We start from the raw sequence: 23,868 nt of genomic DNA, 5'->3' as shown, positions 1-23,868 counted from the left end.
GGGAAAAACTACGTCCGGCGGCGTACCACATAGGCCGTGCCGTCGGGGGCGCCGCGTTCCCCCACATACTCCTGGTCCCGCATCGCGCACCACGCGGGAATGTCGAGGCGGGCCGCCTCATCATCGGACAGCACGGTCACCGTGCTGCCGACCGGCACATCGCCGATCACCTTCGCCAACTCGATCACCGGGATCGGGCAGCGCTTGCCCAGGGTGTCGAGGACCAGGTCCGGGCCGTCGGCGCGGACGCCCTCGCTGGGCGCGCCCAGGTGTTCGCGGACCCGGCGCACCGCGCCGGGCAGTACCTCCAGGAAGCGGTCGACGTCCGACTCCGGCACGCCCAGCGGCAGCGACACCCGTACGTTGCCCTCCGACAGCACGCCCATCGCCCGCAGCACATGGCTCGGGGTCAGCGTGCTCGACGTGCACGACGAACCGGACGAGACCGCGAAGCCCGCGCGGTCCAACTCGCCAAGCAGCGCCTCACCGTCGACATAGAGACAAGAGAACGTGACGAGATGCGGCAGTCGCCGCACGGGGTCGCCCACCACGTCGACATCCGGTACGAGTTCCGGAACCCGCGCGCGGATCCGGTCCACCAGCGCGCCCAGCCGCTTGCGTTCGGCGTCGGCCTCGGCCCGTACCGCGCGCAGCGACGCGGCGGCCGCCACGATCGCCGGGAGGTTCTCGAACCCGGGCGCGCGTCCGCGCTCCCGCTCGTCCGCGGGCGCCGGTGCCGCGAACCGTACCCCCTTGCGCACCGCGAGCAGCCCAACTCCCGCTGGACCACCCCATTTATGGGAACTCGCCGCCAGCAGCGACCAGTCGCCCGCCACCGGTTCCCACCCCAACGACTGCGCCGCGTCCACCAGCAGCGGCACACCCGCGTCCCGGCACACCGCCGCCACCTCGGCCACCGGCTGCACCGTGCCCACCTCGTGGTTGGCCGACTGGAGACAGGCGAGCGCCGTATCGCCCCGTAGTGCGGCGCGGAACGCCTCGGGCGCCGCCCGGCCGGTCCGGTCGACGCCGACCTCGGTGACCGTACCGCCGTCCGCCTCATGGGCCTCGGCCGCGTGCAGCACCGACGAGTGCTCCACGGCGGACACCACGAGGTGACGGCCCGTCCGACGGCGGCCCGCGAGCGCCCCGGCAACGGCGGTGTGCACCGCCCGGGTGCCCGAAGAGGTGAAACTCAGCTCGTCGGCCCGGCAGCCGACCGCCTCCGCCGCCGTCTCCCGCGCGGCGTCGAGCAGCATCCGCGCCCGCCGCCCCTCCCGGTACAGCCGGGCCGGATCGGCCCACCCCTCGTCCAGCGCCGCGAGCAGGGCCTGCCGGGCGACCGGGTGCAGGGGGGCGGTGGACGCCACATCGAAGTAAGGCACGTTCCCGACGCTACCGCTCCCGCGGTACCAGGTGGTACGGCAGTCGCCCACCCCTTCCGTGACCCGGTCGGCCGACCTCCATGGCATACGGTAAATCCGTACAAACCGCCCCGCGTCCAGCACCCCGTCAATTGGCCCCTGGAGTGCGGGATTCCACCCCTTGGGGGGCGATCCACCGGCGGGTCCGGCGCGTTGGGACCCCTCCCCGCGTGGCCCCGAAAAGCGTCCAGTAGGGTTTGGTCCGCATAAACATCCAAACCCTGCCCGCGCCAGGGTGCCGACCGCACGCAACGGCCGGGATCCCGGGCGCGCGGGCGAGACTCTCGGGAAGGCGCTACGTGAGTCCCAACGGCTCCGACCGCAAGTCGCGGCGCCCGATGCGGCGGCGGTTGCCGCAGGCGTTGGCCGCGGGCCTGGTCCTGGTGACCGCAACCGGTTGCACCTACAAGGACTTCCCCCGCCTCGGCATGCCCAGCCCCGCCACGGAAGAGGCACCGCGGATCCTTTCGCTCTGGCAGGGCTCCTGGGCCGCCGCACTGGCGACCGGCGTGCTCGTCTGGGGCCTCATCCTGTGGGCAGTGATCTTCCACCGGCGCAGCCGGACGAAGATCGAGGTGCCCACCCAGACCCGGTACAACATGCCGCTTGAGGCGCTGTACACCGTGGTCCCGCTCGTCGTCATCTCGGTGCTCTTCTACTTCACCGCACGAGACGAGTCCAAGCTCCTGGAGACCTCCAAGAAGCCCGACCACATCGTCAACGTGGTGGGCTTCCAGTGGAGCTGGGCGTTCAACTACGTCGAGGACGTGCCGGGCAGCCCGAAGTCCCCGACCGCCGTGCCGGCCGAGCTGTCGAGCATCCCGTCGACCGCCCTTGAGGGCATGCCGTCGCACGCGGGCGGTGTCTACGAGACCGGCACCCCGGCCGAGTGGGACAAGGGCAACCCGAGCCCCGGCCCGACGCTGTGGCTTCCCGAGGGCCAGACGGTCAAGTTCGTCCTCACCTCGCGGGACGTCATCCACTCCTTCTGGGTGGTGCCGTTCCTGATGAAGATGGACGTCATCCCGGGCCACACCAACGTCTTCCAGGTCACCCCGAACAAGGTCGGCACCTTCATGGGCAAGTGCGCCGAGCTGTGCGGTGTCGACCACTCCCGGATGCTCTTCAACGTCAAGGTCGTCCCGCCGGCCGAGTACGAGGCGCACCTGAAGGACCTGGCGAGCAAGGGGCAGACCGGCTACCTCCCGGCGGGCATCCCGACCACGGGCAACACGCGGGACGCGAAGACGAACCGGCAGCCGGGCAGCACGACCGTCAACCAGACGGGCACCGGCACGCCGGGCAACAGCCAGTCGGAGAGTGACAAGTGAGCATCCTCAACGAACCCCAGGGTGCTGCCGTGGGCGGAGCCACGGAGCTCCCACCGGTACGGCGTAGGCAGCCGGGCAACGCGGTCGTGAAGTGGCTGACCACCACCGACCACAAGACGATCGGCTCGCTGTACCTGGTGACGTCGTTCGGCTTCTTCATCATCGGCGGCATCATGGCGCTGCTGATGCGCGCCGAGCTGGCTCGTCCCGGCCTGCAGATCATGTCGACCGAGCAGTTCAACCAGGCGTTCACGATGCACGGCACGATCATGCTGCTGATGTTCGCGACGCCGCTGTTCGCGGGCTTCACCAACTGGATCATGCCGTTGCAGATCGGCGCGCCCGACGTGGCGTTCCCGCGGCTGAACATGTTCGCCTACTGGCTGTACCTGTTCGGCTCGCTGATCGCGGTCGGTGGCTTCCTCACCCCGCAGGGTGCGGCGGACTTCGGTTGGTTCGCCTACTCCCCGCTGTCGGACGCGGTCCGCTCGCCGGGTGTCGGCTCGGACATGTGGATCATGGGTCTGGCCTTCTCCGGCTTCGGCACGATCCTCGGTGCGGTCAACTTCATCACCACGATCATCTGCATGCGCGCTCCGGGCATGACGATGTTCCGGATGCCGATCTTCTGCTGGAACGTGCTGCTGACCGCCGTTCTGGTGCTGCTGGCCTTCCCGGTGCTCGCCGCCGCGCTGCTGGCGCTGGAGGCGGACCGCAAGTTCGGTGCGCATGTCTTCGACGCCGCCAACGGCGGTGCGCTGCTGTGGCAACACCTCTTCTGGTTCTTCGGCCATCCAGAGGTGTACATCATCGCGTTGCCGTTCTTCGGCATCATCAGTGAGGTCATCCCGGTCTTCAGCCGCAAGCCGATGTTCGGCTACATCGGTCTGGTGGCCGCGACCATCACCATCGCCGGTCTCTCGGTGACCGTGTGGGCGCACCACATGTACGTCACCGGCGGTGTGCTGCTGCCGTTCTTCTCCTTCATGACGTTCCTGATCGCCGTCCCGACCGGTGTGAAGTTCTTCAACTGGATCGGCACGATGTGGAAGGGGTCACTGAGTTTCGAGACCCCGATGCTCTGGGCGATCGGCTTCCTGATCACCTTCACCTTCGGTGGTCTGACCGGTGTCATCCTGGCCGCGCCGCCGCTGGACTTCCACATCTCCGACTCGTACTTCGTGGTGGCCCACTTCCACTACGTGGTCTTCGGCACGGTGGTCTTCGCGATGTTCGCCGGATTCCACTTCTGGTGGCCGAAGATGACCGGCAAGATGCTGGACGAGCGACTCGGCAAGATCACCTTCTGGACGCTGTTCATCGGCTTCCACGGCACGTTCCTGGTGCAGCACTGGCTGGGCGTCGAGGGCATGCCCCGCCGCTACGCGGACTACCTGGCGGCCGACGGTTTCACCACGCTGAACACCATCTCGTCGATCAGCTCGTTCCTGCTCGGCGCGTCGATGCTGCCGTTCTTCTACAACATCTGGAAGACCGCCAAGTACGGCAAGAAGGTCGAGGTCGACGACCCCTGGGGCTACGGCCGTTCGCTCGAATGGGCGACGTCCTGCCCGCCGCCGCGGCACAACTTCCTCACGCTGCCGCGTATCCGCTCCGAATCTCCGGCGTTCGACCTCCACCACCCGGAGATCACCGCGCTGGAGCTCGAAGGCCACGGTGAGCGGGTCCTGTCCGGTGCCGAGGGCAAGGAGGCCGGCAAGTGAAGATCCAGGGCAAGATGTTCCTGTGGCTGGCAGTGTTCATTCTGCTGGTCGCCATCGTGTACGGCGTGTGGTCCCACGAGCCCGCGGGCACCACGGCCCTCTTCCTGGCCTTCGGCCTGAGCGTGATGATCGGCTACTACCTGGCCTTCACCGCGCGCCGCGCCGACACCGGCGCACAGGACCGGCCGGATGCCGACGTCGCCGATGACGCCGGTGAGCTGGGCTTCTTCAGCCCGCACAGCTGGCAGCCGCTGGCGCTCGCCTTCGGTGGTGCGCTGGCGTTCATGGGGATCGTCTTCGGCTGGTGGCTGATGTACTTCTCCGCCCCGTTCATCCTGGTCGGCATCTTCGGCTGGGTGTTCGAGTACTACCGCGGTCCGGACCAGCGCTACTGAGCCGTCCGCCGCAGAGCACCAGGGCCGGGGCCCGGTGCTTCGCCCGCCCGGCGGTACCGATCCCCGTTTGCCGGATCGCAGCGCGCGGGTACGGGTGATTCTTCTTACCTTGTGACCATGAGTCACATATCTCGCGGTCACTGGGTGATATGCCGTCTGTCATACCTCGCGCTGCTCGCGCCTTTGGCGGTGGAGCTCACCGCCTGTGGCGGATCAGGGAATCCGCTGGCCGCCGCGCCCTACAACGCGGCCGGGCAGATCACGTACAGCACCGAGGACGGCAGTCGCCAGGTCGATCCGAACAAACCACTGGAAGTCACCATCAAGGGTGATGGCAACAAGATCACCGATGTGACGGCCACCGATGCCGCAGGACGCTTCGTACGCGGTGAACTCGGGGCCGACAGCACCAAATGGCGCAGTACCGCGCCGCTTGCCGCAGGGGCCCACTACACCGTCCGGGTGAGCACCGAGAACGCCAGCGGTGCCCAGGGCCGGCAGACCATCGGCTTCGACACCAGGCCCGCCGGCGCCGCCCTGAAGGTCCGCATCGGCCCGGACTCGGGCGACTACGGTGTGGGGCAGCCCATCACCGCCGAACTCAGCCAGCCGGTGAAGGACCCGGCGGCCCGGGTGGTCATCGAGAGCGCCCTGCACGTCAGCACCGTCCCCGCGGTGACCGGTGCATGGCACTGGGTGGACGACCGCACCCTGCACTACCGGCCGCGCGAGTACTGGCCGACCGACGCCCGGATAAACGTCACCAGCACCCTGCTCGGCGCCCGAATACAGGGCAAGCTGTACGGCGGTGAGGCCAACCCCGTGACACTGCACACCGGCGACCGGGTCATCGCGGTGACCGACGCCGCCGCGCACCAGTTGACGGTCAGGCGCAACAACCAGGTCCTGCGCACCATCCCGGTGACGACCGGTAAACCGGGCTTCTCCACCCGTAACGGCATCAAAGTGGTGCTGGGCAAGGAGTCGTTCGTCCGGATGAAGAGCAGCACGATCGGCATATCCAGCGGCAGTTCGGACTCCTACGACCTGCCGGTGTACTGGGCGACCCGGGTCACCTGGAGCGGTGAGTACGTGCACGCCGCGCCCTGGTCGGTCGGGTCGCAGGGCGCGGACAACGTCAGCCACGGCTGCACCGGTATGAGCACCGACAACGCGCACTGGTTCTTCAACCAGGTGCGCACCGGAGACATAGTCCAGGTGGTCAACAGCCAGGGCGCCATGATGGAGCCGTTCGGCAACGGCTTCGGCGACTGGAACATGTCCTGGGACGAGTGGGCCAAGGGCAGCGCACTGGGCGGCCGCGGCGGCTCAGGCAACCGCCCCGCCGCGCCGCACCCGTCGAGCCCGGCGCGGCTCACCCCGCAGGTGTGACCCTCAGGTGTTGGCGGGCGACCGGTCCCTGCGCAGCAGGCCCGCCAGCGCCTCCGCGAGCGCCATCGGATCGATCGGATGGGACACCGCGGCGTCCGCCCGGCTCCAGGTGGCCAGCCAGGCGTCCTGCGGGCGTCCCATCAGCAGCAGCACCGGCGGGCACTGGAAGACCTCGTCCTTGATCTGGCGGCACACACCCATCCCGCCGGCCGGAACCGCCTCGCCGTCCAGTACGCAGACGTCGATCCCGCCCTTGTCCAGCTCGGACAGCACAGCCGGTACGGTGGCGCACTCCAGGAACTCCACCCGCGGTACGTCCGGCGCGGGTCGGCGACCGATCGCCAGCCGGACCTGTTCCCGGGTGTTGCGGTCGTCGCTGTAGACGAGCACCGTGGCGGTCTGCTGCATGGGCTTCAGCCTCCTCGTCGAGGGCCGCCGCGCGGTCGGTGACCGCGGCGCGGACGCGGCGATGCTACTCCCGTGGCGCTGCGCCCGAGGAGGGTTCCGACAGACCGGACGATCCGCCGACGGACTGTCAGGCCCGGCCGTGGGCTGGGCGGACGGCGCGGCCGCGGCTGCGGCTTCGCTCCTTCGAGGGACGGCCGGGGTACGCCACGCGAGTAGCCGGCCAGCCCTTGACACACCGAATCGCACCCCCCGGAGTGAGCGCGAGATAAGCGACCGACATAATGTCGGTCGTGGCGACAGCAACAGCAGTAGAAACCGGGCACGCGCACCCGTCGGTCAACCGGCCGAACCTCGTCAGCGTGGGAACCATCATCTGGTTGAGTTCCGAGCTGATGTTCTTCGCGGCCCTCTTCGCGATGTACTTCACCCTGCGATCGGTGACCGGAACGGCCTTCTGGCACAGCCAGAACCACGCACTGAACGTGCCGTTCTCGTCAGTGAACACCACGATCCTGGTGCTCTCCTCACTCACCTGCCAGCTCGGCGTGTTCGCCGCCGAGCGCGGTGACGTGAAGAAGCTGCGCATGTGGTTCGCGATCACGTTCATCATGGGTGCGATCTTCATCGGCGGGCAGATCTTCGAGTACACCGAGCTGGTGAAGCACGACGGTCTGTCCCTGAAGTCCAGCCCCTACGGCTCGGTGTTCTACCTGACCACCGGCTTCCACGGGTTGCACGTGACGGGCGGTCTGATCGCTTTCCTGCTGGTCCTGGGCAGGACGTACGCGGCCAAGAGGTTCACCCACGAGCAGGCCACGGCGGCCATCGTCGTGTCCTACTACTGGCACTTCGTCGATGTCGTCTGGATCGGCCTCTTCGCCACGATCTACTTGATCAAGTAATCGGTCCGCACCACCGGACCACACCAGAAGCATCGACGCAGAAGATCCTGACACCGGGGTAATCCGTGAAAAAGCTCTCCGCACGACGACGCCACCCGCTGGCGGCGCTCGTCGTCCTACTCTTCGCGCTTGCGGCCACCGGGGGGCTGTATGCCGCGTTCGCGCCGGCTGAGAAGGCGCAGGCCGACTCCGCGCAGTCCCTCGCGACCGAGGAGGGCAAGAAGCTCTACTCCGTGGGCTGCGCCTCCTGCCACGGCACCTCCGGGCAGGGCACCCACAACGGTCCGAGCCTCGTCGGTGTCGGCGCCGCCGCGGTGGACTTCCAGGTCGGCACCGGCCGTATGCCGGCCCAGCAGCCCGGCGCGCAGGTCCCGCGGAAGAAGGCCATCTACGACCAGGCGCAGATCGACCAGCTCGCCGCGTACATCGCCTCGCTCGGCCCCGGCCCGGCGATCCCGACGAAGCAGCAGTACAGCCCCGACGGTGCGGACATCGCCAACGGCGGGCAGCTGTTCCGTACCAACTGCGCGCAGTGCCACAACTCCACCGGCAAGGGTGGTGCGCTGTCCGAGGGCAAGTTCGCGCCGACCCTCGACGGCGTCGACCCCAAGCACCTCTACGAGGCCATGCTGACCGGGCCGCAGAACATGCCCAACTTCCCGGACAGCACCATGCCGCAGAAGGAGAAGAAGGACATCATCGGCTACCTGGCGCAGGTCGACAGCTCGAAGTCCTCAAGCCCCGGTGGGCTTGAGCTCGGCGGCCTGGGTCCGGTCAGTGAGGGTCTCTTCGCCTGGATCTTCGGTCTCGGTGCGATGATCACCGTGGCCATTTGGGTCGCCGCTCACACGGCAAAGGCCAGGAAGTCATGAGCAACGAGGACATGTCAGAAGAAAACCTGCCGAGTGAGCGGGAGCACGCTCACCACGGTGCAGTAGAGCCGGTCGGCGACCCGTTCGCAGACCCGGGCCTGCCGCCGCACGAGCCGCGCCGTCAGGACATCGACGAACGCACCGCCAGGCGCTCCGAGCGCACCGTGGCGCTGCTGTTCACCCTGTCCATGATCGCGACAGTAGGCTTTATCGCCTCCTACGTGATCTTCCCGATCGACAAGATCGTCTACATCTTCCCGTTCGGGCACGTCAGCGCGCTGAACTTCGCCCTGGGGCTGACCCTCGGTGTCGCGCTGTTCGCCATCGGCGCCGGTGCGGTCCACTGGGCCCGCACGCTGATGTCGGACGAGGAGGTCCCGGACGACCGGCACGCCATCGAGGCCAGCCCCGAGGTCCGCGAGCAGGTCTTCGCCGACTTCCGGCAGGGCGTCAAGGAGAGCCAGTACGGCCGCCGCAAGCTGATCCGGACCACGATGATGGGCGCCCTGTCCCTCGTCCCGCTGTCCGGCGTCGTGCTGCTGCGTGACCTCGGCCCGCTGCCGGAGAAGAAGCTCCGGACCACGGCGTGGCGCAAGGGCATGAAGCTGATCAACCAGAACACCGATCAGCCGCTGCGTCCCGAGGACATCGGCGTCGGCTCGCTGACGTTCGCCAAGCCGGAAGGCCTGAGCGACGACGCCGAGAACTTCCAGACCGTCATCGCCAAGGCCGCGTTGATGATCGTCCGGCTCAACCCGGAGGACATCAAGGACAAGCGCGAGCTGGACTGGTCGCACCAAGGGATCGTCGCGTACTCCAAGATCTGCACCCATGTCGGCTGCCCGATCAGCCTTTACGAGCAGCAGACGCACCATGTGCTGTGCCCCTGCCACCAGTCGACGTTCGACCTCTCCGACGGTGGCCGGGTGATCTTCGGCCCGGCGGGCCACGCCCTGCCGCAGCTGCGGATCAGCGTCAACGCACAGGGTTACCTCGAAGCGCTCGGCGACTTCGAGGAGCCCGTCGGCCCGAGCTTCTGGGAGCGCGGATGAGCACTGCAAGCCACGAGGCGACTGACGCCACCGCCCGGCGGGGCAAGGCCCCGGCCGGTGAGCGGTTGGCGGACTGGGCGGACGGCAGGCTGGGTATCTACGGCCTCGCCAAGGCCAACATGCGCAAGATCTTCCCGGACCACTGGTCCTTCATGCTCGGTGAGGTCTCGCTCTACAGCTTCGTCATCATCATCCTCACGGGTGTGTATCTGACGCTGTTCTTCCACCCGAGCATGCAGGAGGTCGTCTACAACGGCCCCTACGTTCCGCTCCAGGGCATCCGCATGTCGGAGGCCTTCGAGTCGACCATGCACATCAGCTTCGAGGTGCGCGGTGGTCTGCTGATCCGTCAGATCCACCACTGGGCGGCGCTGGTCTTCGTGGCCGCGATGCTCGTGCACATGATGCGGGTGTTCTTCACCGGCGCGTTCCGCAAGCCGCGTGAGGTCAACTGGGTGTTCGGCTTCCTGCTGCTGGTCCTCGGCATGTTCACCGGTTTCACCGGTTACTCGCTGCCGGACGACCTGCTGTCGGGTACCGGCGTCCGGTTCATGGAGGGCGCGATCCTGTCGGTCCCGATCGTCGGGACCTACCTGCAGATGTTCCTGTTCGGCGGCGAGTTCCCCGGGCACGACTTCGTCTCGCGCTTCTACACGATCCACATCCTGCTGCTGCCGGGCATCATGGCCGCGCTGCTGGTGGGCCACCTGATCCTGGTCTTCTACCACAAGCACACGCAGTGGGCGGGCCCCGGCCGCACCAACAAGAACGTCGTCGGCATGCCGCTGCTGCCGGTGTACATGGCCAAGGCGGGCGGCTTCTTCTTCCTGGTCTTCGGTGTCATCGCGGCCTGTGCGGCGATCGCCACGATCAACCCGATCTGGGCGTTCGGTCCGTACCGACCCGACCAGGTGTCCACGGGTGCGCAGCCTGACTGGTACATGGGCTTCTCCGAGGGCCTGATCCGTGTCATGCCGGGCTGGGAGATCAACCTGTGGGGCCACACCCTGCAGTTGGGTGTGTTCATCCCGCTGATCATCTTCCCGCTGGTGCTGGTGACGATCGCCGTCTGGCCGTTCATCGAGGCCTGGGTCACCGGTGACGACCGCGAGCACCACATCCTGGACCGTCCGCGCAACCGCCCGGTGCGTACCGGCTTCGGCGCGGCCTGGATCTCCTGGTACCTGATCCTGCTGGTGGGCGGTGGCAACGACCTGTGGGCCACCCACTTCCACCTGTCGATCAACGCCATCACCTGGACCGTCCGGATCGGCTTCTTCGCGATCCCGGCCCTGACGTTCGTGATCACCAAGCGGATCTGCCTCGGCCTGCAGCGCCGGGACCGGGACAAGGTGCTGCACGGTCGCGAGACCGGCATCATCAAGCGCCTGCCGCACGGTGAGTTCATCGAGGTGCACGAGCCGCTGCCGCAGGACCAGATGCACACCCTCACCGCGCACGACCAGCCGGAGCCGCTCGAACTCGGCCCCGACGTCGACGAGAACGGTGTGCGTCGCAAGGTGGACCGCAAGACCAAGCTGCGCGCCAAGCTGTCGCGGAGCATGTACGGCGAGGGGGCGCAGATCCCCAAGCCGACCGCGGCGGAGCACGCCGAGATCACCAGTGGGCACGGCCACCACTGATCTCGCCGCGCCCGGCACTGATCGCCACTGACCAGGGCCCCGGCCCGGTCCCCGCCACAGGGACCGGGCCGGGGCCCTGGTCGCGTCCGCAGTGCGGGCACGGTGCCCGCCCGACCGCAGTACGCCGATAGGCTCGGGGGTGTCCGGGGGACGCCTCCGGAACGAGACCGTCAACCGCCAGGAGCGTGGACCATGAACGCCCAGACCCCAGCCGGAGGCGAGACCGTGGCGGCACGCAGCTGGCCGGACGTACTGAGCGCCCTGCTGGCCGGTCGCGACCTGTCCGCGGACGACGCCGCCTGGGCGATGGACCGGATCATGAGCGGCGAGGCGAGCGATGCCCAGATCGCCGGCTTCGCGGTCGCTCTGCGCGCCAAGGGCGAGACGGTCGAGGAACTGTCGGGGATCGTACGGACCATGTACGAGCACGCCAACCTCATCGAGGTGCCGGGCCCCTCGGTGGACATCGTCGGCACCGGCGGCGACCGGGCCAGGACGGTCAACATCTCGACCATGTCGGCGATCGTGGTGGCCGGCACCGGCACGAAGGTCGTCAAGCACGGCAACCGTTCCGCCTCCTCCGCCAGCGGCGCCTCCGACGTGCTGGAGCGGCTCGGGGTCAATCTGGAGCTGGCGCCGCGGCGGGTCGCCGAGGTCGCGGCGGAGGCGGGCATCACCTTCTGCTTCGCCGTGAAGTTCCATCCCGCACTGCGCCATGTGGCCCGCGCCCGGCGCGAGTTGGGGATCGCCTCCATCTTCAACTTCCTCGGCCCGCTGACCAATCCGGCCCGGGTAAGGGCCCAGGCCACCGGTGTCGCCGATGCCCGCATGGCGCCGATCGTGGCGGGTGTGCTGGCCGACCGCGGCTCCTCCGCGCTGGTCTTCCGCGGTGACGACGGCCTGGACGAGCTGACCACCACCGCGACCTCGCGGGTGTGGGTGGTACGCGACGGCAAGGTCGACCAGGTCCCGTTCGACCCCCGGGACGTCGGCCTGGAACTGGTGCCGGTGGAGGCGCTGCGCGGCGCGGACGCCGCGTACAACGCGGAGGTCGCCCGCCGGGTGCTGGCCGGTGAGCGCGGTCCGGTACGGGACGCGGTGCTGCTCAACTCGGCGGCCGCACTCGTCGCGCTCTCGCCGGGCGAGGGCTCCTTGACGGACAGCATCGCCGCCGCCATGCGGCGCGCCGCCGAGTCCATCGACTCGGGCTCCGCCCAACGGGCCCTCGACCGCTGGGTTGAGGCCAGCAACCGGTAGGGGTATGTCATTTGGGGGCTTCGCCCCCAAGCCGCCCCCGGGGGCAACCCCTGCTACACTCCCCTCCAAGGTCACGAGCGACAGCGAAAATGCCCCGGCTTGCTGTCCGGCAACCCTCCGTCCGTGGCGGGGTGCCCCGGGTGATGACCAGGCCGTAAGCAGTGAGGCTTACGGCAAGCGCGGACCCCTCGCATATCCAGGGGTCCTGGTTATCGCGGGAGATTCTGATGAGCAAGCGAATGCGATAGGGCTGTCGGCCCGCCTTTCTCCTTTTCCGAGGCTCTGCCTCGCCGCTCCGCGATTCCGCGTCGAGCGACTTTCCGCTGCTTGCCCTTCGGGAGATTTCGTCATGTCTGTGCTCAACTCTGCCGCCGATCAGGCCATTTGTCAGCCACTGCCGGTTCTCGGCCGAGATGTCCGCGTGCCACTGGTGGCCGGCGGTGAGGTCACCTATGCCGCACTGGACTACGCGGCCAGCGCGCCCGCTTTGCAACGGGTATGGGACGATGTGGCCGCGTACGCTCCCTATTACGGCAGCGTGCACCGCGGCGCCGGATATCTGTCGCAGTTGTCGACCGACCTTTTCGAGCAAAGCCGGTCCACCGTCGCGGAGTTCCTCGGCTGCCGCGCCGACGACCAGGTCGTCTTCACCCGGTCGACCACCGACTCGCTCAACCTGCTCGCCGCGGTCCTGCCGCCCGGCACCCGGGTCTTCGTCTTCGAAACCGAGCACCACGCCTCGCTGCTGCCCTGGCGGGACGGCGACGTCAGCTACCTCAGCGCGCCCCGCACCCCGCGCGAGGCGGTCGACACCCTGGCGCGCGCGCTCGCCGACCGGGCACCCCACGGCCCCGCGCTGGTCTGCGTGACCGGTGCCTCCAACGTCACCGGTGAGCTGTGGCCGGTGCGGGAACTGGCCGCGGCCGCCCATGCGCAGGGCGCCCGTATCGTGCTCGACGCCGCACAGCTCGCGCCCCATCACCCGGTGGACATCGCCGAGCTGGACGTGGACTACGTGGCCTTCTCCGGGCACAAGCTGTACGCGCCGTTCGGTTCCGGGGTGCTGGCCGGCCGCGCGGACTGGCTGCGTGACGCGGACCCGTACCTGGCGGGCGGCGGTGCCAGCAAGAAGGTCGCCCGCCGGGCCGACGGCACGGTGGACGTCGAATGGCACACCACGGCCGCCCGGCACGAGGCCGGCTCGCCCAATGTGATCGGCGGGTACGCCATCGCCTCCGCCTGCCGGGCGCTGACCGAGGCCGGTTTCGGTCCGCTGGTCGTCCGGGAGCAGGAACTGGTTTCCCGGGTGCTGTCCGGACTGGCCGGGATCCCGCAGGTCAAGGTGCTGTCGCTGTTCGGCGAGGACGCCCCGCGGGTGGGCGTCATCTCGTTCGTGGTGGAGGGCTGGAACAGCTCGCACTTCGCCGCCGCGCTCTCCGCGGAGTACGGGATCGGGGTGCGCGACGGCCTGTTCTGCGCGCATCCGCTGGTCCGCACGCTGCTCGGCAGCGCGCCGGACGCGCTGGGCGAGTGCGGTGCGCCGGAGGCGGAGCCGGGCGAGCTCCCCCAGCCCCACGGGGGTACCCCCTCGCTCAACGCCATCCGGGTCAGCTTCGGCGCCGGTACCCCGGACGAGCACGTGGATCGCTTCCTCGGCGCGGTGGCGGAGCTGGTCCGGGACGGCGCCAAGTGGAACTACCGTACGGAGGACGGCCGTTGCGTGCCGGACCGCGGCTGAACAGGGCTGATCGGCGCTGATCAGCCTTCCAGGCCGATGGCGAACGCCGCCTCCAGGTCGTGCTGCGAGTAGGTGCGGAACGCGACGTGCGTGTCGGTGGCGGCGACGCCGGGGATCTTGCTGATCCGGCCCGGGATGATGTCCGCCAGGTCGTCGTGCCGGGCCACCCGCACCATGGCGACCAGGTCGTAGGTGCCGGTGACCGAGTAGACCTCGCTCACGTGCTCCAGCGCGGCGATCGACTCGGCGATCTCCGGGATGCGGTCGACGTCGGTCTTGATGAGCACGATCGCGGTGATCACGGCTGACTGTCTCCTCGGGTCGCGGCCTGCGCAGTCAGCTTAAGCCCCCCGGACCCGTGGCTCGCCGTCCCCTGGTGGTACCGAACGGGCCCGGAAGCACACCGCGGTGCACAGGAATCCGAACGCGAAACCGATGACATGCGCGAGGTACGCTACCCCGGGCCCGGTCTGCGGCGCCCGCGTCGACAGCCACTGCAGCACGAACCAGAAGCCCAGCACCAGCCAGGCCGGGAAGCGCAGCGGCAGACCCAGCAGGAACGGGAATATGCTGGTCACCCGGGCCTTGGGGTAGAGGTAGAGGTATCCGCCGAGCACACCCGCGATCGCGCCCGACGCCCCGACCAGCGACTGCGCCGAATGGGCGTGCCCGAGCGCGTAGCCGAACGTGGCCAGACAACCGACCGCCAGGTAGAACAGGGCGTACCGCAGCCGCCCCATCCGCCGCTCCACCCCGGCGCCGAAGACGCACAGGAACAGCATGTTGCCCAGCAGGTGCAGCCATCCGCCGTGTACGAACAGCGCGGTGAGCACCGACAGCACCGGCACCTTGGCGTGCCCCGGCGGCACCGCGCAGCCGGGCGGCAGCCCCAGCGCGGCGGCGTGCAGCGGGGCGTGCCACAGCTCGCTGGGGATCACCCCCCAGCGGTCGAAGTAGAGCGCCTGCGCACACAGCTGCGCCTGCCCGGAGCCGGAACCGGGGTCGAGACCGGAGATCGGGCCGAAGGCGAAGACCACCACGCACAGACCGATCACCGTGTAGGTGACCACGGGCAGCCGGTGCGGCGGCCGGCCCGTCGGGGGACCCGCCCGACCCATGGCCTGGTCCAGGAACTGTGTGACGCGGTGGCGCGCGGGCATAAACCGATCATGTCGGAACGGGCTTAACGGGCATAGGGCGCCTCGCCGGACTGCCTGCCGGACTCCCGCAGCGCGGGTAACCCCCTAGGCCGTAGGGTTGCCCGGAGCGCAACCGCATTCTTTGAGCCAGGCCCAGCCACGCCCGCCCCGAACCTGGAGAAGAGGACGACAGATGCCGGTCCCCCTGCCCACGGCCAAGACCCGGTGGCGCTGCACACTGTGCGGCAACCTCACCCGGTTCGACGTCACCCGGTCCAGCCAGGTCGTCGAGTACGTCCACCTGGACCTGGCCGGTGAGCCGAAGGTGGAGGAGCGCGAGGTGCTCAGCGAGGCCGTCGAATCGGTGCGATGCCGCTGGTGCAACGCCGCCGACCAGGTCGAACTGGTTGACCGGCCCGGGCCTGGCGCGGAGCCAGGGCAGGTCTGACCCGCCTCGGGCGGGGACAATAGGGACGTACGACGGGGGTGGAGACTGACGGGAGTGACTGGTGGAGCGTACGGGCGGCAATCCGCAGGCGGAACCGGAGGGCGCCGCCGGGTTTGACGAGCCGCTCGACCGGCCGCTGCCCGAGGGAGTGCGCTATCGGGTCGTCTCAATAGCGGCCGAGGCCTTCGGCTCGCTGACCCCGGCGGAACTGCCCACCCAGCTACGCCAGTACGCCCGTTTCACCCCGTCCCGCCGTGCCAAGTTCGCCGGGAACGCGCTCGCCGCCGCCCTGGAGACCGATCCGGTCTTCCGCCAGCGCATCGCCGGGCGACTGCGCGAGACCCAAGCGGAACTCGCCGCCGCGCTGGAGGCCGGGACGCCGCCGCCCGCCGCCGATCCGATCGACGTGGCGGCTGCCGCCTATCTGCTGCGCCCGGCAGGATGGCCCAAACTCGTCGCCGCCGCGGGCGAGGAGGCGCAGCGCGCCCATGCCGACCAGGTCGGTGAGGAGACCGCACGCGAACTGCAGCAGGTCAAGGCGGAGCTGGCCCGGCTGCGGGCGACCACCCAGACCGAGGTCCAGTCGGCCCGCGCGGAGCTTGAGGCGGCCCGTAAGGAGACCGACTCCCTGCAGCGCAAGCTGCGCAGCATCACCAGTGACCTGCGCCGCGGCCAGGCCGCGCTGCGCAACGCCGAGGCCGAGTCCGCGCAGGCCCGCGCCTCGGCCGCCGCCGAGCTCGCCGCAGCCGAAGGGGAGGCCCGGCGACTGCGGGCCCGGCTGGCCGAGGCCGAGTCCGCGCTGGAGGCGAGCCGCCGGGCGGTGCGCGAGGGCCGCAGCGTGGAGGACATGCGGCTGCGGCTGCTGCTCGACACGGTGCTGGACGCCGCCCAGGGGCTGCGCCGCGAACTGGCGCTGCCGCCCGTCTCCGGGCGCCCGGCCGACACCGTGGACGCGGTCGCGCCGGGTGCGATCAACCCCAGGGATGTGGCCCGGCGCGCACTGTCGGAGGACGATCCGGCACTGCTCGACCAGTTGCTGGCGCTGCCCCAGGCGCATCTGGTGGTGGACGGCTACAACGTCACCAAGACCGGCTATCCGACCCTGCCGTTGGAGAAGCAGCGGCTGCGGCTGCTGGGCGGCCTCGCCGTGCTCGCCGCACAGACCGGCGCCGAGGTCACCTGTGTCTTCGACGGGGCCGAGCTGGCGGCGCCGGTACTGCTCGCGCCACCACGCGGAGTACGGGTGCTGTTCAGCAAGCCCGGTGAGACCGCCGACGAGTTGATCCGGCGGCTGGTACGGGCCGAACCGCCGGGCCGACCGGTGGTGGTGGTCTCCGCCGACCGCGAGGTGGCCGACGGAGTGGCCAAGGCCGGGGCCCGCCCGGTCGCCTCCACGCTGCTGCTGCGCCGACTGGCCCGCGGCTGACCGACCATGCCGCAAATGCGGCAAGCCGCAGAAAAGCCACCGGAATTGCGCGCGGCGCCGCTCTGCCGTTGCTCTCGGGCGGAGTTCGCCAGGCCGCCCGAAGTCGCCGGACTCGGCCGGAACTCGCCAATTAGGCCGGGGAAGTCCGTTTTTAGGGCTTGCGCCATTCATGGTGGCTTTTCTGGTGGCGAGTTGAGGTGTCGCCGACGAGTGCGCGGGGCCGGAATTCCACCCTGTGACGTACGCCACAGAATCCCGTCCCGGATCGTTTTCGCGGGGTTTTCCCTCGACACTGCGTCAATTGGTCGTCACGGGCGGTGCGGTGTCCGTAAAAAACTCGTCTGCCGGCCAAGTTTTTTCCCGCAAGGATTTGAACCGATCACAACCTGGTTACTAGGGTCAGGCCTCGAACCTCCGCGCAGTCGATCATCCAGCCCGGATGGCAGTGGGGGTTACCGCCGAGTTCGACGCGCCGGTATTGACGGGGGTTGCCGACGCTCGGAGCCGGGGAACCACCGTTCCCGGGGTGAATCGGGGTCAGGCCGCATCGACCAGGATGCGGTGAGGCCTTGTAGGGCTACTTCCGGCCCGAACCCGACAGCTCACCCGGTAGGCGGCCGCAGGAAGAAGGAGCTCGCCTCCGTGGCGTCCCACCGTCGTCCCAAGCCCGCCAGTCGCACTCGCGTGACCGTGCTCACCGCGACCGCCGCCGCAGCCGTCGCCCTGTCCTCCCAGGCGGCCAACGCCGACCCGAAGCCCAGCACTTCGGACGTCAAGTCCCAGGTGGACTCGCTGAACCAGCAGGCGGAGACGGCCACCCAGCAGTACGACGGTGCCAAGGCGCAGCACGACAAGCTCCAGCAGCAGGTCAACGACCTGCAGAACAAGGTGGCCCGCGAGCAGGCCACCTTGAACAAGCTGGTGGACAGCATCGGGACGCTCGCCGCCTCCCAGTACCGCAGCGGCGGTATCGACCCGTCGGTGCAGCTGTTCCTCTCCTCGAACCCGAACGACTTCCTCGACAAGGCCTCCACGCTCGACCAGTTGAGCGGCAAGCAGGCCGACGAGTTGAAGCAGATCGAGGAGCAGAAGCGCACCCTGGACCAGGAGCGCACCGAGGCGGCCACCAAGCTCGCCCAGCTGGACAGCACGCAGAAGCAGCTTGAGCAGAAGAAGAAGGACGTCCAGGACAAGCTGTCCAAGGCGCAGGACCTGCTCAACTCGCTCACCGCGCAGCAGCGCGCCAGCATCGACCAGCAGAACCGCGCCAGCCGCGACAACTCGCGCCCCAACCTGGGCAGCTCCGTGCCTGCCTCGCAGCGTGCCGCCGCCGCGCTGGCCGCCGCGCAGGGCGTGATCGGCTCTCCCTACGTGTGGGGGGCCACCGGCCCGACCGCCTTCGACTGCTCCGGGCTGACCTCCTGGGCGTACGGGCAGGCAGGCGTCTCCCTGCCCCGGACCACCTGGGACCAGGCCAACGCGGGTACGCACCTCACCATGGACCAGCTGGAGCCGGGCGACCTGGTGCTGTTCTACGGCGACCTGCACCACATAGGCCTCTACGCGGGCAACGGCATGGTGCTGCACGCCCCGCACACCGGTGCCGACGTGCGCTACGAGTCGATCAACAACATGCCGTTCCAGTTCGGCGTCCGCGTCGGCTGAGCGCCACACCCCGAGTCAACACCGAAGGCCCCGCTCCCCCGAGCGGGGCCTTTGTCGTACCCGTAATCACCTCCCGGAGTGGTCACCGGCCGCTGCCGCGCAGGTGCGCCGGACGGGTGACACGAGGTGTCGCGCCCTGCCCGCCCGGGGGCGGTGACCTGCGGATCCGACGCGCCGTCAATTTTCCATGCGCGCCGGTGTTTTGAACCGACTGTGACCGTGACGCTACTGTCTGCCCGGCACAGAAGGAGGTGCGGCCCCTATGGCGACCCATCGCCGTCCCGCGCAACCGGGTCTCGTACGGGTCACCCGGTTCGCGGTGTTCTCCGCGGCCGCCGCGGCCGCCGCGGTGTTCAGCACCGTTCCGGCGGGCGCCACGTCGCAGGACAGCCCGGGCGAGGTGAAGTCCCGGGTGGACGGGCTGTACCAGCAGTCGGAGCAGGCCACCGAGAAGTACGACGCCGCACAGGAGCGCGCGGCCCGGCTGCGCGGCGAGTTGAACACCTTGCAGGGCGAACTGGCACGCAGCCAGGACGAGGTCAACCGGATGCGTGACGCGCTCGGCAAGGTCGCGGGCGCTCAGTACCGGGGCGGCGGCGTGGATCCGGAGCTGGCCCTGCTGCTCTCCTCCGACCCCGGCGACTACCTGGACCGGGCGTCCACCCTGGACCGCATCGACAGCCGCCGGGTCGAGCAACTGCACGCGCTCCAGGACGCGCAGCGGACCCTCGCCCAGCAACACGACCAGGCCGCCGCCAAGCTCGCCGAGCTGGACCGGGTGCGCGGCGCGCTCGAAGACCACAAGCGGACCGTGCAGGACAAGCTTGCCGAGGCACAGCGCCTGCTGGGCTCGCTGCCCGCCGCACAGCAGGCCGCGATCGGCTTCGGGCCCGCTGCCGACAACCGCACCAACAGCCCGGGCGCGGATTCCGCTTCGGGTTCCGCTTCTGGACCGGCGGGCGATCGGGCGGCGGGGCTGGCGGACCTCGTACCGCTGGGCGGACGGGCGGCCCAGGCCGTCGCCGCCGCCAAGACCGCGATCGGCTCCCCGTACGCCTGGGGCAGCAGCGGACCGGGCGCCTTCGACTGCTCCGGGCTGATGTACTGGTCCTACCAGCACGCCGGGATGACCCTGCCGCGCACCTCCCAGGAGCAGATGTCCGCCGGCCACCGGGTCCCGCTCGGGCAGGCCCGACCGGGCGACCTCATCATCTACCACAACGACGCCAGCCATGTCGGGATGTATGTGGGCGGGGGCAAGGTGATCCATGCCCCCTATCCGGGGGCTCGGGTGCGGTACGACTCGGTCGGGATGATGCCGGTGGCGGCCGTCGTCCGGCCGTGAAGGGGTTTGCGTCCTCCGGGGGCGGGCACCCAGGCCTCCGGGCCCCGGTCTCCCGGGCGGGGGCAAGCTCACCGGGGGCCGACTGCCGACCGTAGGATCAAGGGGTGCCGTCACGGTGGGTGTGGCCCCGGCGGGCCGTCGCGATGGGGTGTGCGGTGGCCCTGGCCGGGCTGGCCGGATGCGGTGGCGGCGGGACCCGCCCAGGAGACGCCAGCGCGGCGGTGCGCGCTGTGCTCGACCAGCGAGCGCAGGCGGTACTGCACCGCGACGCCGCCGCCTTCCTGGCCACCGTCGACCCCACGGCCACCGGCTTCCGGGACGCGCAGCGGCAGGTGTTCGCCAATCTCACCGAACTGCCGATCGGTTCCTGGTCGTACCGGCTCCAGCGCACCGGAGCCTTCCCGCTCAGCACCGAATCCGACGCCGACCGGCGGGTGGCCGCCCAGGTGGAACTGGACTACGCGCTACGCGGATACGACACCGCGCCGGTCTCCTCGGTCGCGTACCTGACGCTGACCGAACGCGGCGGCCGCTGGTACGTCGCCGGGCAGACGGACGGCGAACCGGCAGGCAGGCACACCACCGTCCAGCCGTGGGACCAGGGCAGGACCACGGTCGTCCGAGGGCGGCGCAGCCTGGTCCTCGGACAGGGCGACGCCCGGCAGCTCACGGCGTACGCGGACCTCGCCGACGCCGCGGTGCCCGTCGTCCAGGGCGCCTGGCGGGGGGACTGGCCGGGCAGGGCGATCATCGAAGTGCCGGGTTCGGAGCCACAGATGGCGACCCTGCTGGGCGCCCAGCCGTCCGCCTACCAGGGGATCGCCGCGGTGACCACCGCCGAGCAGCACGGCAACGGCAGCGCACCGGCCGACCGGGTCATCGTCAACCCGCAGGCGTTTTCCGGTCTGAGCCCGGTGGGCCGCCGTGTTGTGCTCACCCATGAGCTGACGCATGTCGCCACCCGTACCGCGACCACCTCGACCACCCCGCTGTGGCTCTCCGAGGGCTTTGCCGACTGGGTGGGCAACACGGGAACCGGCCAGCCGCCGCAGCAGGTGGCGGCCGAGCTGAGCGCTGACGTACATGCCGGACGGCAGCCCCGACAGCTGCCCTCCGACGCGGACTTCGGCAGCGCCCGCACCGGCCTCCCGCAGGCCTACGAAGGCGCCTGGCTGGCCTGCCGGATGGTCGCCGAGCAGTGGGGGAGCCAGGCACTGGTGAACCTGTACCGTGCGGCAGGGCACGAGCCCACCGACGCCGCGCTGCACGGCACGCTCGGGGTGGGCCTGGACGCGTTCACCGCACGCTGGCGGGCCTATGTGGCAAAGGAGTTGGGATGAGCGGCCAGGAGCCGGACTTCTCCGCCGAACAGATCGCACGGGGACGTGCGCTGCGCCGCGCGCAGTGGCCGCCGCTGCTCGCCGCCCGGGTGGCGTCACTGGCGCTGCTGCTGGTCCTCGGGCTCACCCCCGCCGGGGCAGCCCTGGTGACAGCGGTGGCGCGGCCGTTGGGCGGCGCCTGGAGTGCCCGGGTGGCGCTCGGCGGGCTCGCCTTGCTGCTCGCCGCGGAGCTGGTGACGCTGCCGTTCGCCGCCCGGGTCCGGGTGGTTCGCAAACGGTCCGGTCTGGTCACGCAGGGCTGGCCGGGCTGGTTCGCCGACCAGGCGCGCGGGCTGCTGATCGGCGTTCCGCTGGCGCTCGGCGCCCTGTTCGGGGTCTACGCCCTCGCGGGCGCCACCCGTTGGTGGTGGGCCTGGGCGGCGGGGGCCGCGGCGCTCGCGGCCGTGGTGATGTCCTGGCTCGCGCCGGTGCTGCTGGAACCGGTGTTCAACCGCTTCACGCCGATGGAACCGGGCCCGCTGCGCGAGGCGCTGCTGGAACTGGCCGCCCGCGACCGGATCGCGGTACGCGAGGTCCTGGTCGCCGACGCCTCACGCCGTACCACCGCGCTCAACGCCTATGTCTCCGGCTTCGGCAGGACCCGTCGCATCGTCGTCTACGACACGCTGCTGGCCACCGCACGGCCGCGGGAGATCGAGCTGGTCGCGGCGCATGAACTCGGCCACGTCAAACACCGTGATGTGCCGCGCGGCACGCTGCTGGGCGCGCTCGGCGCGGCGTTCGGGGTATGCCTGCTCGCCCTGGTGGTGAGCTGGTCGCCGCTGTTGGAGGCGGCCGGGGTGCACCGCTTCGCCGATCCGCGGTCGATGGCGCTGCTGGCCGCTCTGGCGGCGCTGGGCTCGGCGGCGGCCGGGCCCTTCGGCTGCGCGCTCACCCGCCGGGTCGAGCGGCGCGCGGATCGGCACGCACTCCAACTGACCGGGGATCCGGCCGAGTTCATCGCGATGCAGCGCCGGCTGACCGTCGCCAACGTGGCCGACCCGGATCCGCCCAGGCCGCTCCATCTGCTGTTCGGCACCCACCCGACGGCGGTGCAACGCATCGCCGCCGCGCGGGACTACCAGCGGACTCAGATCGCGTAGATCCAGTTGGTCAGCATGTACGCGCCGAACCAGGTGCCGAACAGGGCGAAGACCGCCGCCGCGGGCGCCGCCGAGCGGGGCCCCGCCTTCCCGAACGCCCTGGCCAGTGGCACCAGCGTGAGCAGCGCGGGCACCAGCAGCCGCAACTTGGAGTGGTAGTAGTTGGTCTGTCCCACGGTGAGCGCGAACACCAGCAACCCGTAGACGGCCAACGGCGGCCACGGCCGCCGCAGCACCGCGGTCACGGCCGCCGCGGCCAGCGCCACCAGCAGTACGGCGGTGGCCACCGGGACCCAGTCATGGCCGCGCTGCAGGGTGTCGGCGAGGAACTGCCAGGTGGCGTACCCCCAGTCCCAGGCGGTGTGCCAGCCGGCGCGCTGTATCGTCAGCCACGCGTCCAGCCTGCCGAGCCGCAGCCCCACCCAGGCCACGTACAGCGGTACACCGAGCAGGCCGACGGCCACCCCGGCCAGCGCCCGCCAGTCGATCCGACGGGCCCGCCACATCGGCGGCAGCGCGGCGACCGCCAGCGCCAGCGCCACCGCGACCCCGGTCGACCGGGTCAGCCCGGCCAGGAAAGCCAGCCCGCCCGCCGTCAGCCATGCCCGCCGGTGCGCGGCGAGCAGACAGCACGCCGCCAGCAGCAGGAAGAGGCTCTCGCTGTAGCCGATCCACAAGGTGATGGCCATCGGCTGAGTGAACACCAGCAGCACCAGGCAGAGCGCCGCGCGCTCCCCGTACAGCCGCAGCCCCAGCCGGTACACGGCCACGGCCCCGCCCGCCGAGGCGAGCCAGGCGACCGCGATGGACGCGCTCTGCCCGCCGAGGCCGGTCAACGTGCCCACCACCTTGATCAACAAGGGGTAGAGCGGGAAGAAGGCAAGCGTGTTGCCGGTCAGCTGTCCGTTCGCGTCGTACGAGAACGAGTGTGGATAGCCCTGCTCGGCGATCGACACGTACCACTCGTTGTCCCAGGGCGTCAGTGCGGTGTGCAGCCAGTCGGGACGGGTGCTCAGCCACCACAGCATCAGCAGCTGGAGCAGCGCCGCGCCCGCCCATACGGCGAGCGCGGGACCGGCCGCGGTCAGCAGTCGACGGCCGGTCCGCGGCGGGGTGCCGGACGGCGCGCTGTCACTGTCGTCTCCCGGCGGGCGCACTTCGAACCGCAGTGGCGTGGCGCGGGAGTTCTCGGTGAGGTCCGGCAGCGGAAGCTCCTCGGGGGCGC

General features: G+C 70.1%; 21 protein-coding genes and 2 riboswitches. Of the genes, 16 read left to right on the top strand and 5 right to left on the bottom strand.

The genetic code is table 11. The features are described from left to right. Positions 1-8: 8 nt before the first annotated feature. On the bottom strand, positions 9-1,385 hold the full coding sequence (locus P2L57_RS15765; protein ID WP_275814597.1) for a cysteine desulfurase/sulfurtransferase TusA family protein: 1,377 nt from the start codon (positions 1,383-1,385) through the stop codon (positions 9-11). A 338-nt stretch (positions 1,386-1,723) separates the two neighbouring features. Here P2L57_RS15765 and ctaC point away from each other — a divergent pair, with 338 nt between their 5' ends. The 4 genes from ctaC (at position 1,724) to P2L57_RS15745 (ending at position 6,266) form a co-directional block, all read left to right on the top strand. Beyond that, entirely contained in the window at positions 1,724-2,755 is a 1,032-nt protein-coding gene (ctaC, locus tag P2L57_RS15760) for an aa3-type cytochrome oxidase subunit II (protein WP_275814594.1), read from the top strand. Next, positions 2,752-4,479: an aa3-type cytochrome oxidase subunit I gene (gene ctaD / locus P2L57_RS15755; protein WP_275814591.1), complete on the top strand. Its 1,728-nt coding sequence runs from the start codon at positions 2,752-2,754 to the stop codon at positions 4,477-4,479. The genes ctaC and ctaD overlap by 4 nt, the downstream gene beginning before the upstream one ends. Then, positions 4,476-4,874, top strand: coding sequence for a cytochrome c oxidase subunit 4 (locus tag P2L57_RS15750; RefSeq protein WP_275814588.1), 399 nt, complete (start codon positions 4,476-4,478; stop codon positions 4,872-4,874). The genes ctaD and P2L57_RS15750 overlap by 4 nt, the downstream gene beginning before the upstream one ends. Positions 4,875-4,991: 117 nt before the next feature. Continuing rightward, on the top strand, positions 4,992-6,266 hold the full coding sequence (locus P2L57_RS15745) for a L,D-transpeptidase (RefSeq protein WP_275814585.1): 1,275 nt from the start codon (positions 4,992-4,994) through the stop codon (positions 6,264-6,266). A gap of 3 nt (positions 6,267-6,269) precedes the next feature. Here P2L57_RS15745 and P2L57_RS15740 read toward each other — a convergent pair whose 3' ends face one another. Then, positions 6,270-6,674 carry a hypothetical protein gene (locus P2L57_RS15740; protein WP_275814582.1) on the bottom strand — a complete coding sequence of 135 codons (405 nt, stop codon included), beginning with the start codon at positions 6,672-6,674 and terminating at the stop codon, positions 6,270-6,272. Positions 6,675-6,955: 281 nt separating this feature from the next. On the opposite strand from P2L57_RS15740, the gene ctaE reads away from it, so the two are divergent. The 6 genes from ctaE to P2L57_RS15710 all read left to right on the top strand — a co-directional run bounded on the left by ctaE (position 6,956) and on the right by P2L57_RS15710 (position 14,138). Next, on the top strand, positions 6,956-7,576 hold the full coding sequence (ctaE, locus tag P2L57_RS15735) for an aa3-type cytochrome oxidase subunit III (protein ID WP_275814579.1): 621 nt from the start codon (positions 6,956-6,958) through the stop codon (positions 7,574-7,576). A 65-nt stretch (positions 7,577-7,641) separates the two neighbouring features. Further along, complete coding sequence (gene qcrC / locus P2L57_RS15730) at positions 7,642-8,448, top strand: cytochrome bc1 complex diheme cytochrome c subunit (RefSeq protein ID WP_275814576.1); 807 nt, start codon at positions 7,642-7,644, stop codon at positions 8,446-8,448. Continuing rightward, complete coding sequence (gene qcrA / locus P2L57_RS15725; RefSeq protein ID WP_275814573.1) at positions 8,445-9,500, top strand: cytochrome bc1 complex Rieske iron-sulfur subunit; 1,056 nt, start codon at positions 8,445-8,447, stop codon at positions 9,498-9,500. Before qcrC ends, qcrA begins: the two co-directional genes overlap by 4 nt. Beyond that, positions 9,497-11,143: a cytochrome bc1 complex cytochrome b subunit gene (gene qcrB, locus P2L57_RS15720; protein WP_275814570.1), complete on the top strand. Its 1,647-nt coding sequence runs from the start codon at positions 9,497-9,499 to the stop codon at positions 11,141-11,143. Before qcrA ends, qcrB begins: the two co-directional genes overlap by 4 nt. 192 nt (positions 11,144-11,335) lie before the next feature. Then, positions 11,336-12,400 (top strand): anthranilate phosphoribosyltransferase, encoded by a 1,065-nt coding sequence (gene trpD, locus P2L57_RS15715; RefSeq protein WP_275814567.1) that lies wholly within the window; start codon positions 11,336-11,338, stop codon positions 12,398-12,400. Positions 12,401-12,469: 69 nt separating this feature from the next. Further along, positions 12,470-12,586, top strand: a riboswitch (SAM riboswitch). Between the two features lie 163 nt (positions 12,587-12,749). Continuing rightward, positions 12,750-14,138: an aminotransferase class V-fold PLP-dependent enzyme gene (locus P2L57_RS15710; protein ID WP_275814563.1), complete on the top strand. Its 1,389-nt coding sequence runs from the start codon at positions 12,750-12,752 to the stop codon at positions 14,136-14,138. Between the two features lie 20 nt (positions 14,139-14,158). Here P2L57_RS15710 and P2L57_RS15705 read toward each other — a convergent pair whose 3' ends face one another. Continuing rightward, on the bottom strand, positions 14,159-14,440 hold the full coding sequence (locus tag P2L57_RS15705; RefSeq protein WP_275814560.1) for an Lrp/AsnC family transcriptional regulator: 282 nt from the start codon (positions 14,438-14,440) through the stop codon (positions 14,159-14,161). 39 nt (positions 14,441-14,479) lie between these two features. Further along, positions 14,480-15,256 carry a rhomboid family intramembrane serine protease gene (locus P2L57_RS15700; RefSeq protein WP_275814647.1) on the bottom strand — a complete coding sequence of 259 codons (777 nt, stop codon included), beginning with the start codon at positions 15,254-15,256 and terminating at the stop codon, positions 14,480-14,482. Positions 15,257-15,470: 214 nt separating this feature from the next. On the opposite strand from P2L57_RS15700, the gene P2L57_RS15695 reads away from it, so the two are divergent. From P2L57_RS15695 to P2L57_RS15670, 6 genes are all read left to right on the top strand, one after another. After that, positions 15,471-15,725 carry a hypothetical protein gene (locus tag P2L57_RS15695; RefSeq protein ID WP_275814557.1) on the top strand — a complete coding sequence of 85 codons (255 nt, stop codon included), beginning with the start codon at positions 15,471-15,473 and terminating at the stop codon, positions 15,723-15,725. Positions 15,726-15,786: 61 nt separating this feature from the next. Further along, positions 15,787-17,151, top strand: coding sequence for an NYN domain-containing protein (locus tag P2L57_RS15690; protein ID WP_372515724.1), 1,365 nt, complete (start codon positions 15,787-15,789; stop codon positions 17,149-17,151). A 479-nt stretch (positions 17,152-17,630) separates the two neighbouring features. After that, positions 17,631-17,783: riboswitch (cyclic di-AMP (ydaO/yuaA leader) on the top strand. A 10-nt stretch (positions 17,784-17,793) separates the two neighbouring features. Then, positions 17,794-18,816: a C40 family peptidase gene (locus P2L57_RS15685; protein ID WP_275814554.1), complete on the top strand. Its 1,023-nt coding sequence runs from the start codon at positions 17,794-17,796 to the stop codon at positions 18,814-18,816. Positions 18,817-19,078: 262 nt separating this feature from the next. Beyond that, a complete protein-coding gene (locus tag P2L57_RS15680; protein ID WP_275814551.1) occupies positions 19,079-20,161 on the top strand; it encodes a C40 family peptidase in 1,083 nt (360 codons plus the stop codon). A 104-nt stretch (positions 20,162-20,265) separates the two neighbouring features. After that, positions 20,266-21,501, top strand: coding sequence for a hypothetical protein (locus tag P2L57_RS15675; RefSeq protein ID WP_275814548.1), 1,236 nt, complete (start codon positions 20,266-20,268; stop codon positions 21,499-21,501). Further along, entirely contained in the window at positions 21,498-22,643 is a 1,146-nt protein-coding gene (locus P2L57_RS15670; RefSeq protein ID WP_275814545.1) for a M48 family metalloprotease, read from the top strand. Before P2L57_RS15675 ends, P2L57_RS15670 begins: the two co-directional genes overlap by 4 nt. Here P2L57_RS15670 and P2L57_RS15665 read toward each other — a convergent pair. Next, the gene (locus P2L57_RS15665; RefSeq protein ID WP_275814542.1) at positions 22,631-23,800 is read right to left on the bottom strand and encodes a putative hexosyltransferase; all 1,170 of its coding nucleotides are present in this window, start codon (positions 23,798-23,800) and stop codon (positions 22,631-22,633) included. The genes P2L57_RS15670 and P2L57_RS15665 overlap by 13 nt on opposite strands. Positions 23,801-23,868: the final 68 nt, after the last annotated feature.

Source organism: Streptantibioticus ferralitis, assembly GCF_029223525.1.
GTDB classification, from domain to species: Bacteria; Actinomycetota; Actinomycetes; order Streptomycetales; family Streptomycetaceae; genus Streptantibioticus_A; species Streptantibioticus_A ferralitis.
This window is presented reverse-complemented; position numbering and strand designations above follow the sequence as displayed.

What these genes read in the sequence shown, in the direction of transcription:
- P2L57_RS15745 (WP_275814585.1), top strand. Translation starts at nt 4,992, where the DNA reads ATGAGTCACATATCTCGCGGTCACTGGGTGATATGCCGTCTGTCATAC.
- P2L57_RS15740 (WP_275814582.1), bottom strand. Translation starts at nt 6,674, where the DNA reads ATGCAGCAGACCGCCACGGTGCTCGTCTACAGCGACGACCGCAACACC.
- ctaE (WP_275814579.1), top strand. Translation starts at nt 6,956, where the DNA reads ATGTCGGTCGTGGCGACAGCAACAGCAGTAGAAACCGGGCACGCGCAC.
- qcrA (WP_275814573.1), top strand. Translation starts at nt 8,445, where the DNA reads ATGAGCAACGAGGACATGTCAGAAGAAAACCTGCCGAGTGAGCGGGAG.
- qcrB (WP_275814570.1), top strand. Translation starts at nt 9,497, where the DNA reads ATGAGCACTGCAAGCCACGAGGCGACTGACGCCACCGCCCGGCGGGGC.
- trpD (WP_275814567.1), top strand. Translation starts at nt 11,336, where the DNA reads ATGAACGCCCAGACCCCAGCCGGAGGCGAGACCGTGGCGGCACGCAGC.
- P2L57_RS15710 (WP_275814563.1), top strand. Translation starts at nt 12,750, where the DNA reads ATGTCTGTGCTCAACTCTGCCGCCGATCAGGCCATTTGTCAGCCACTG.
- P2L57_RS15700 (WP_275814647.1), bottom strand. Translation starts at nt 15,256, where the DNA reads ATGGGTCGGGCGGGTCCCCCGACGGGCCGGCCGCCGCACCGGCTGCCC.
- P2L57_RS15695 (WP_275814557.1), top strand. Translation starts at nt 15,471, where the DNA reads ATGCCGGTCCCCCTGCCCACGGCCAAGACCCGGTGGCGCTGCACACTG.
- P2L57_RS15680 (WP_275814551.1), top strand. Translation starts at nt 19,079, where the DNA reads ATGGCGACCCATCGCCGTCCCGCGCAACCGGGTCTCGTACGGGTCACC.
- P2L57_RS15670 (WP_275814545.1), top strand. Translation starts at nt 21,498, where the DNA reads ATGAGCGGCCAGGAGCCGGACTTCTCCGCCGAACAGATCGCACGGGGA.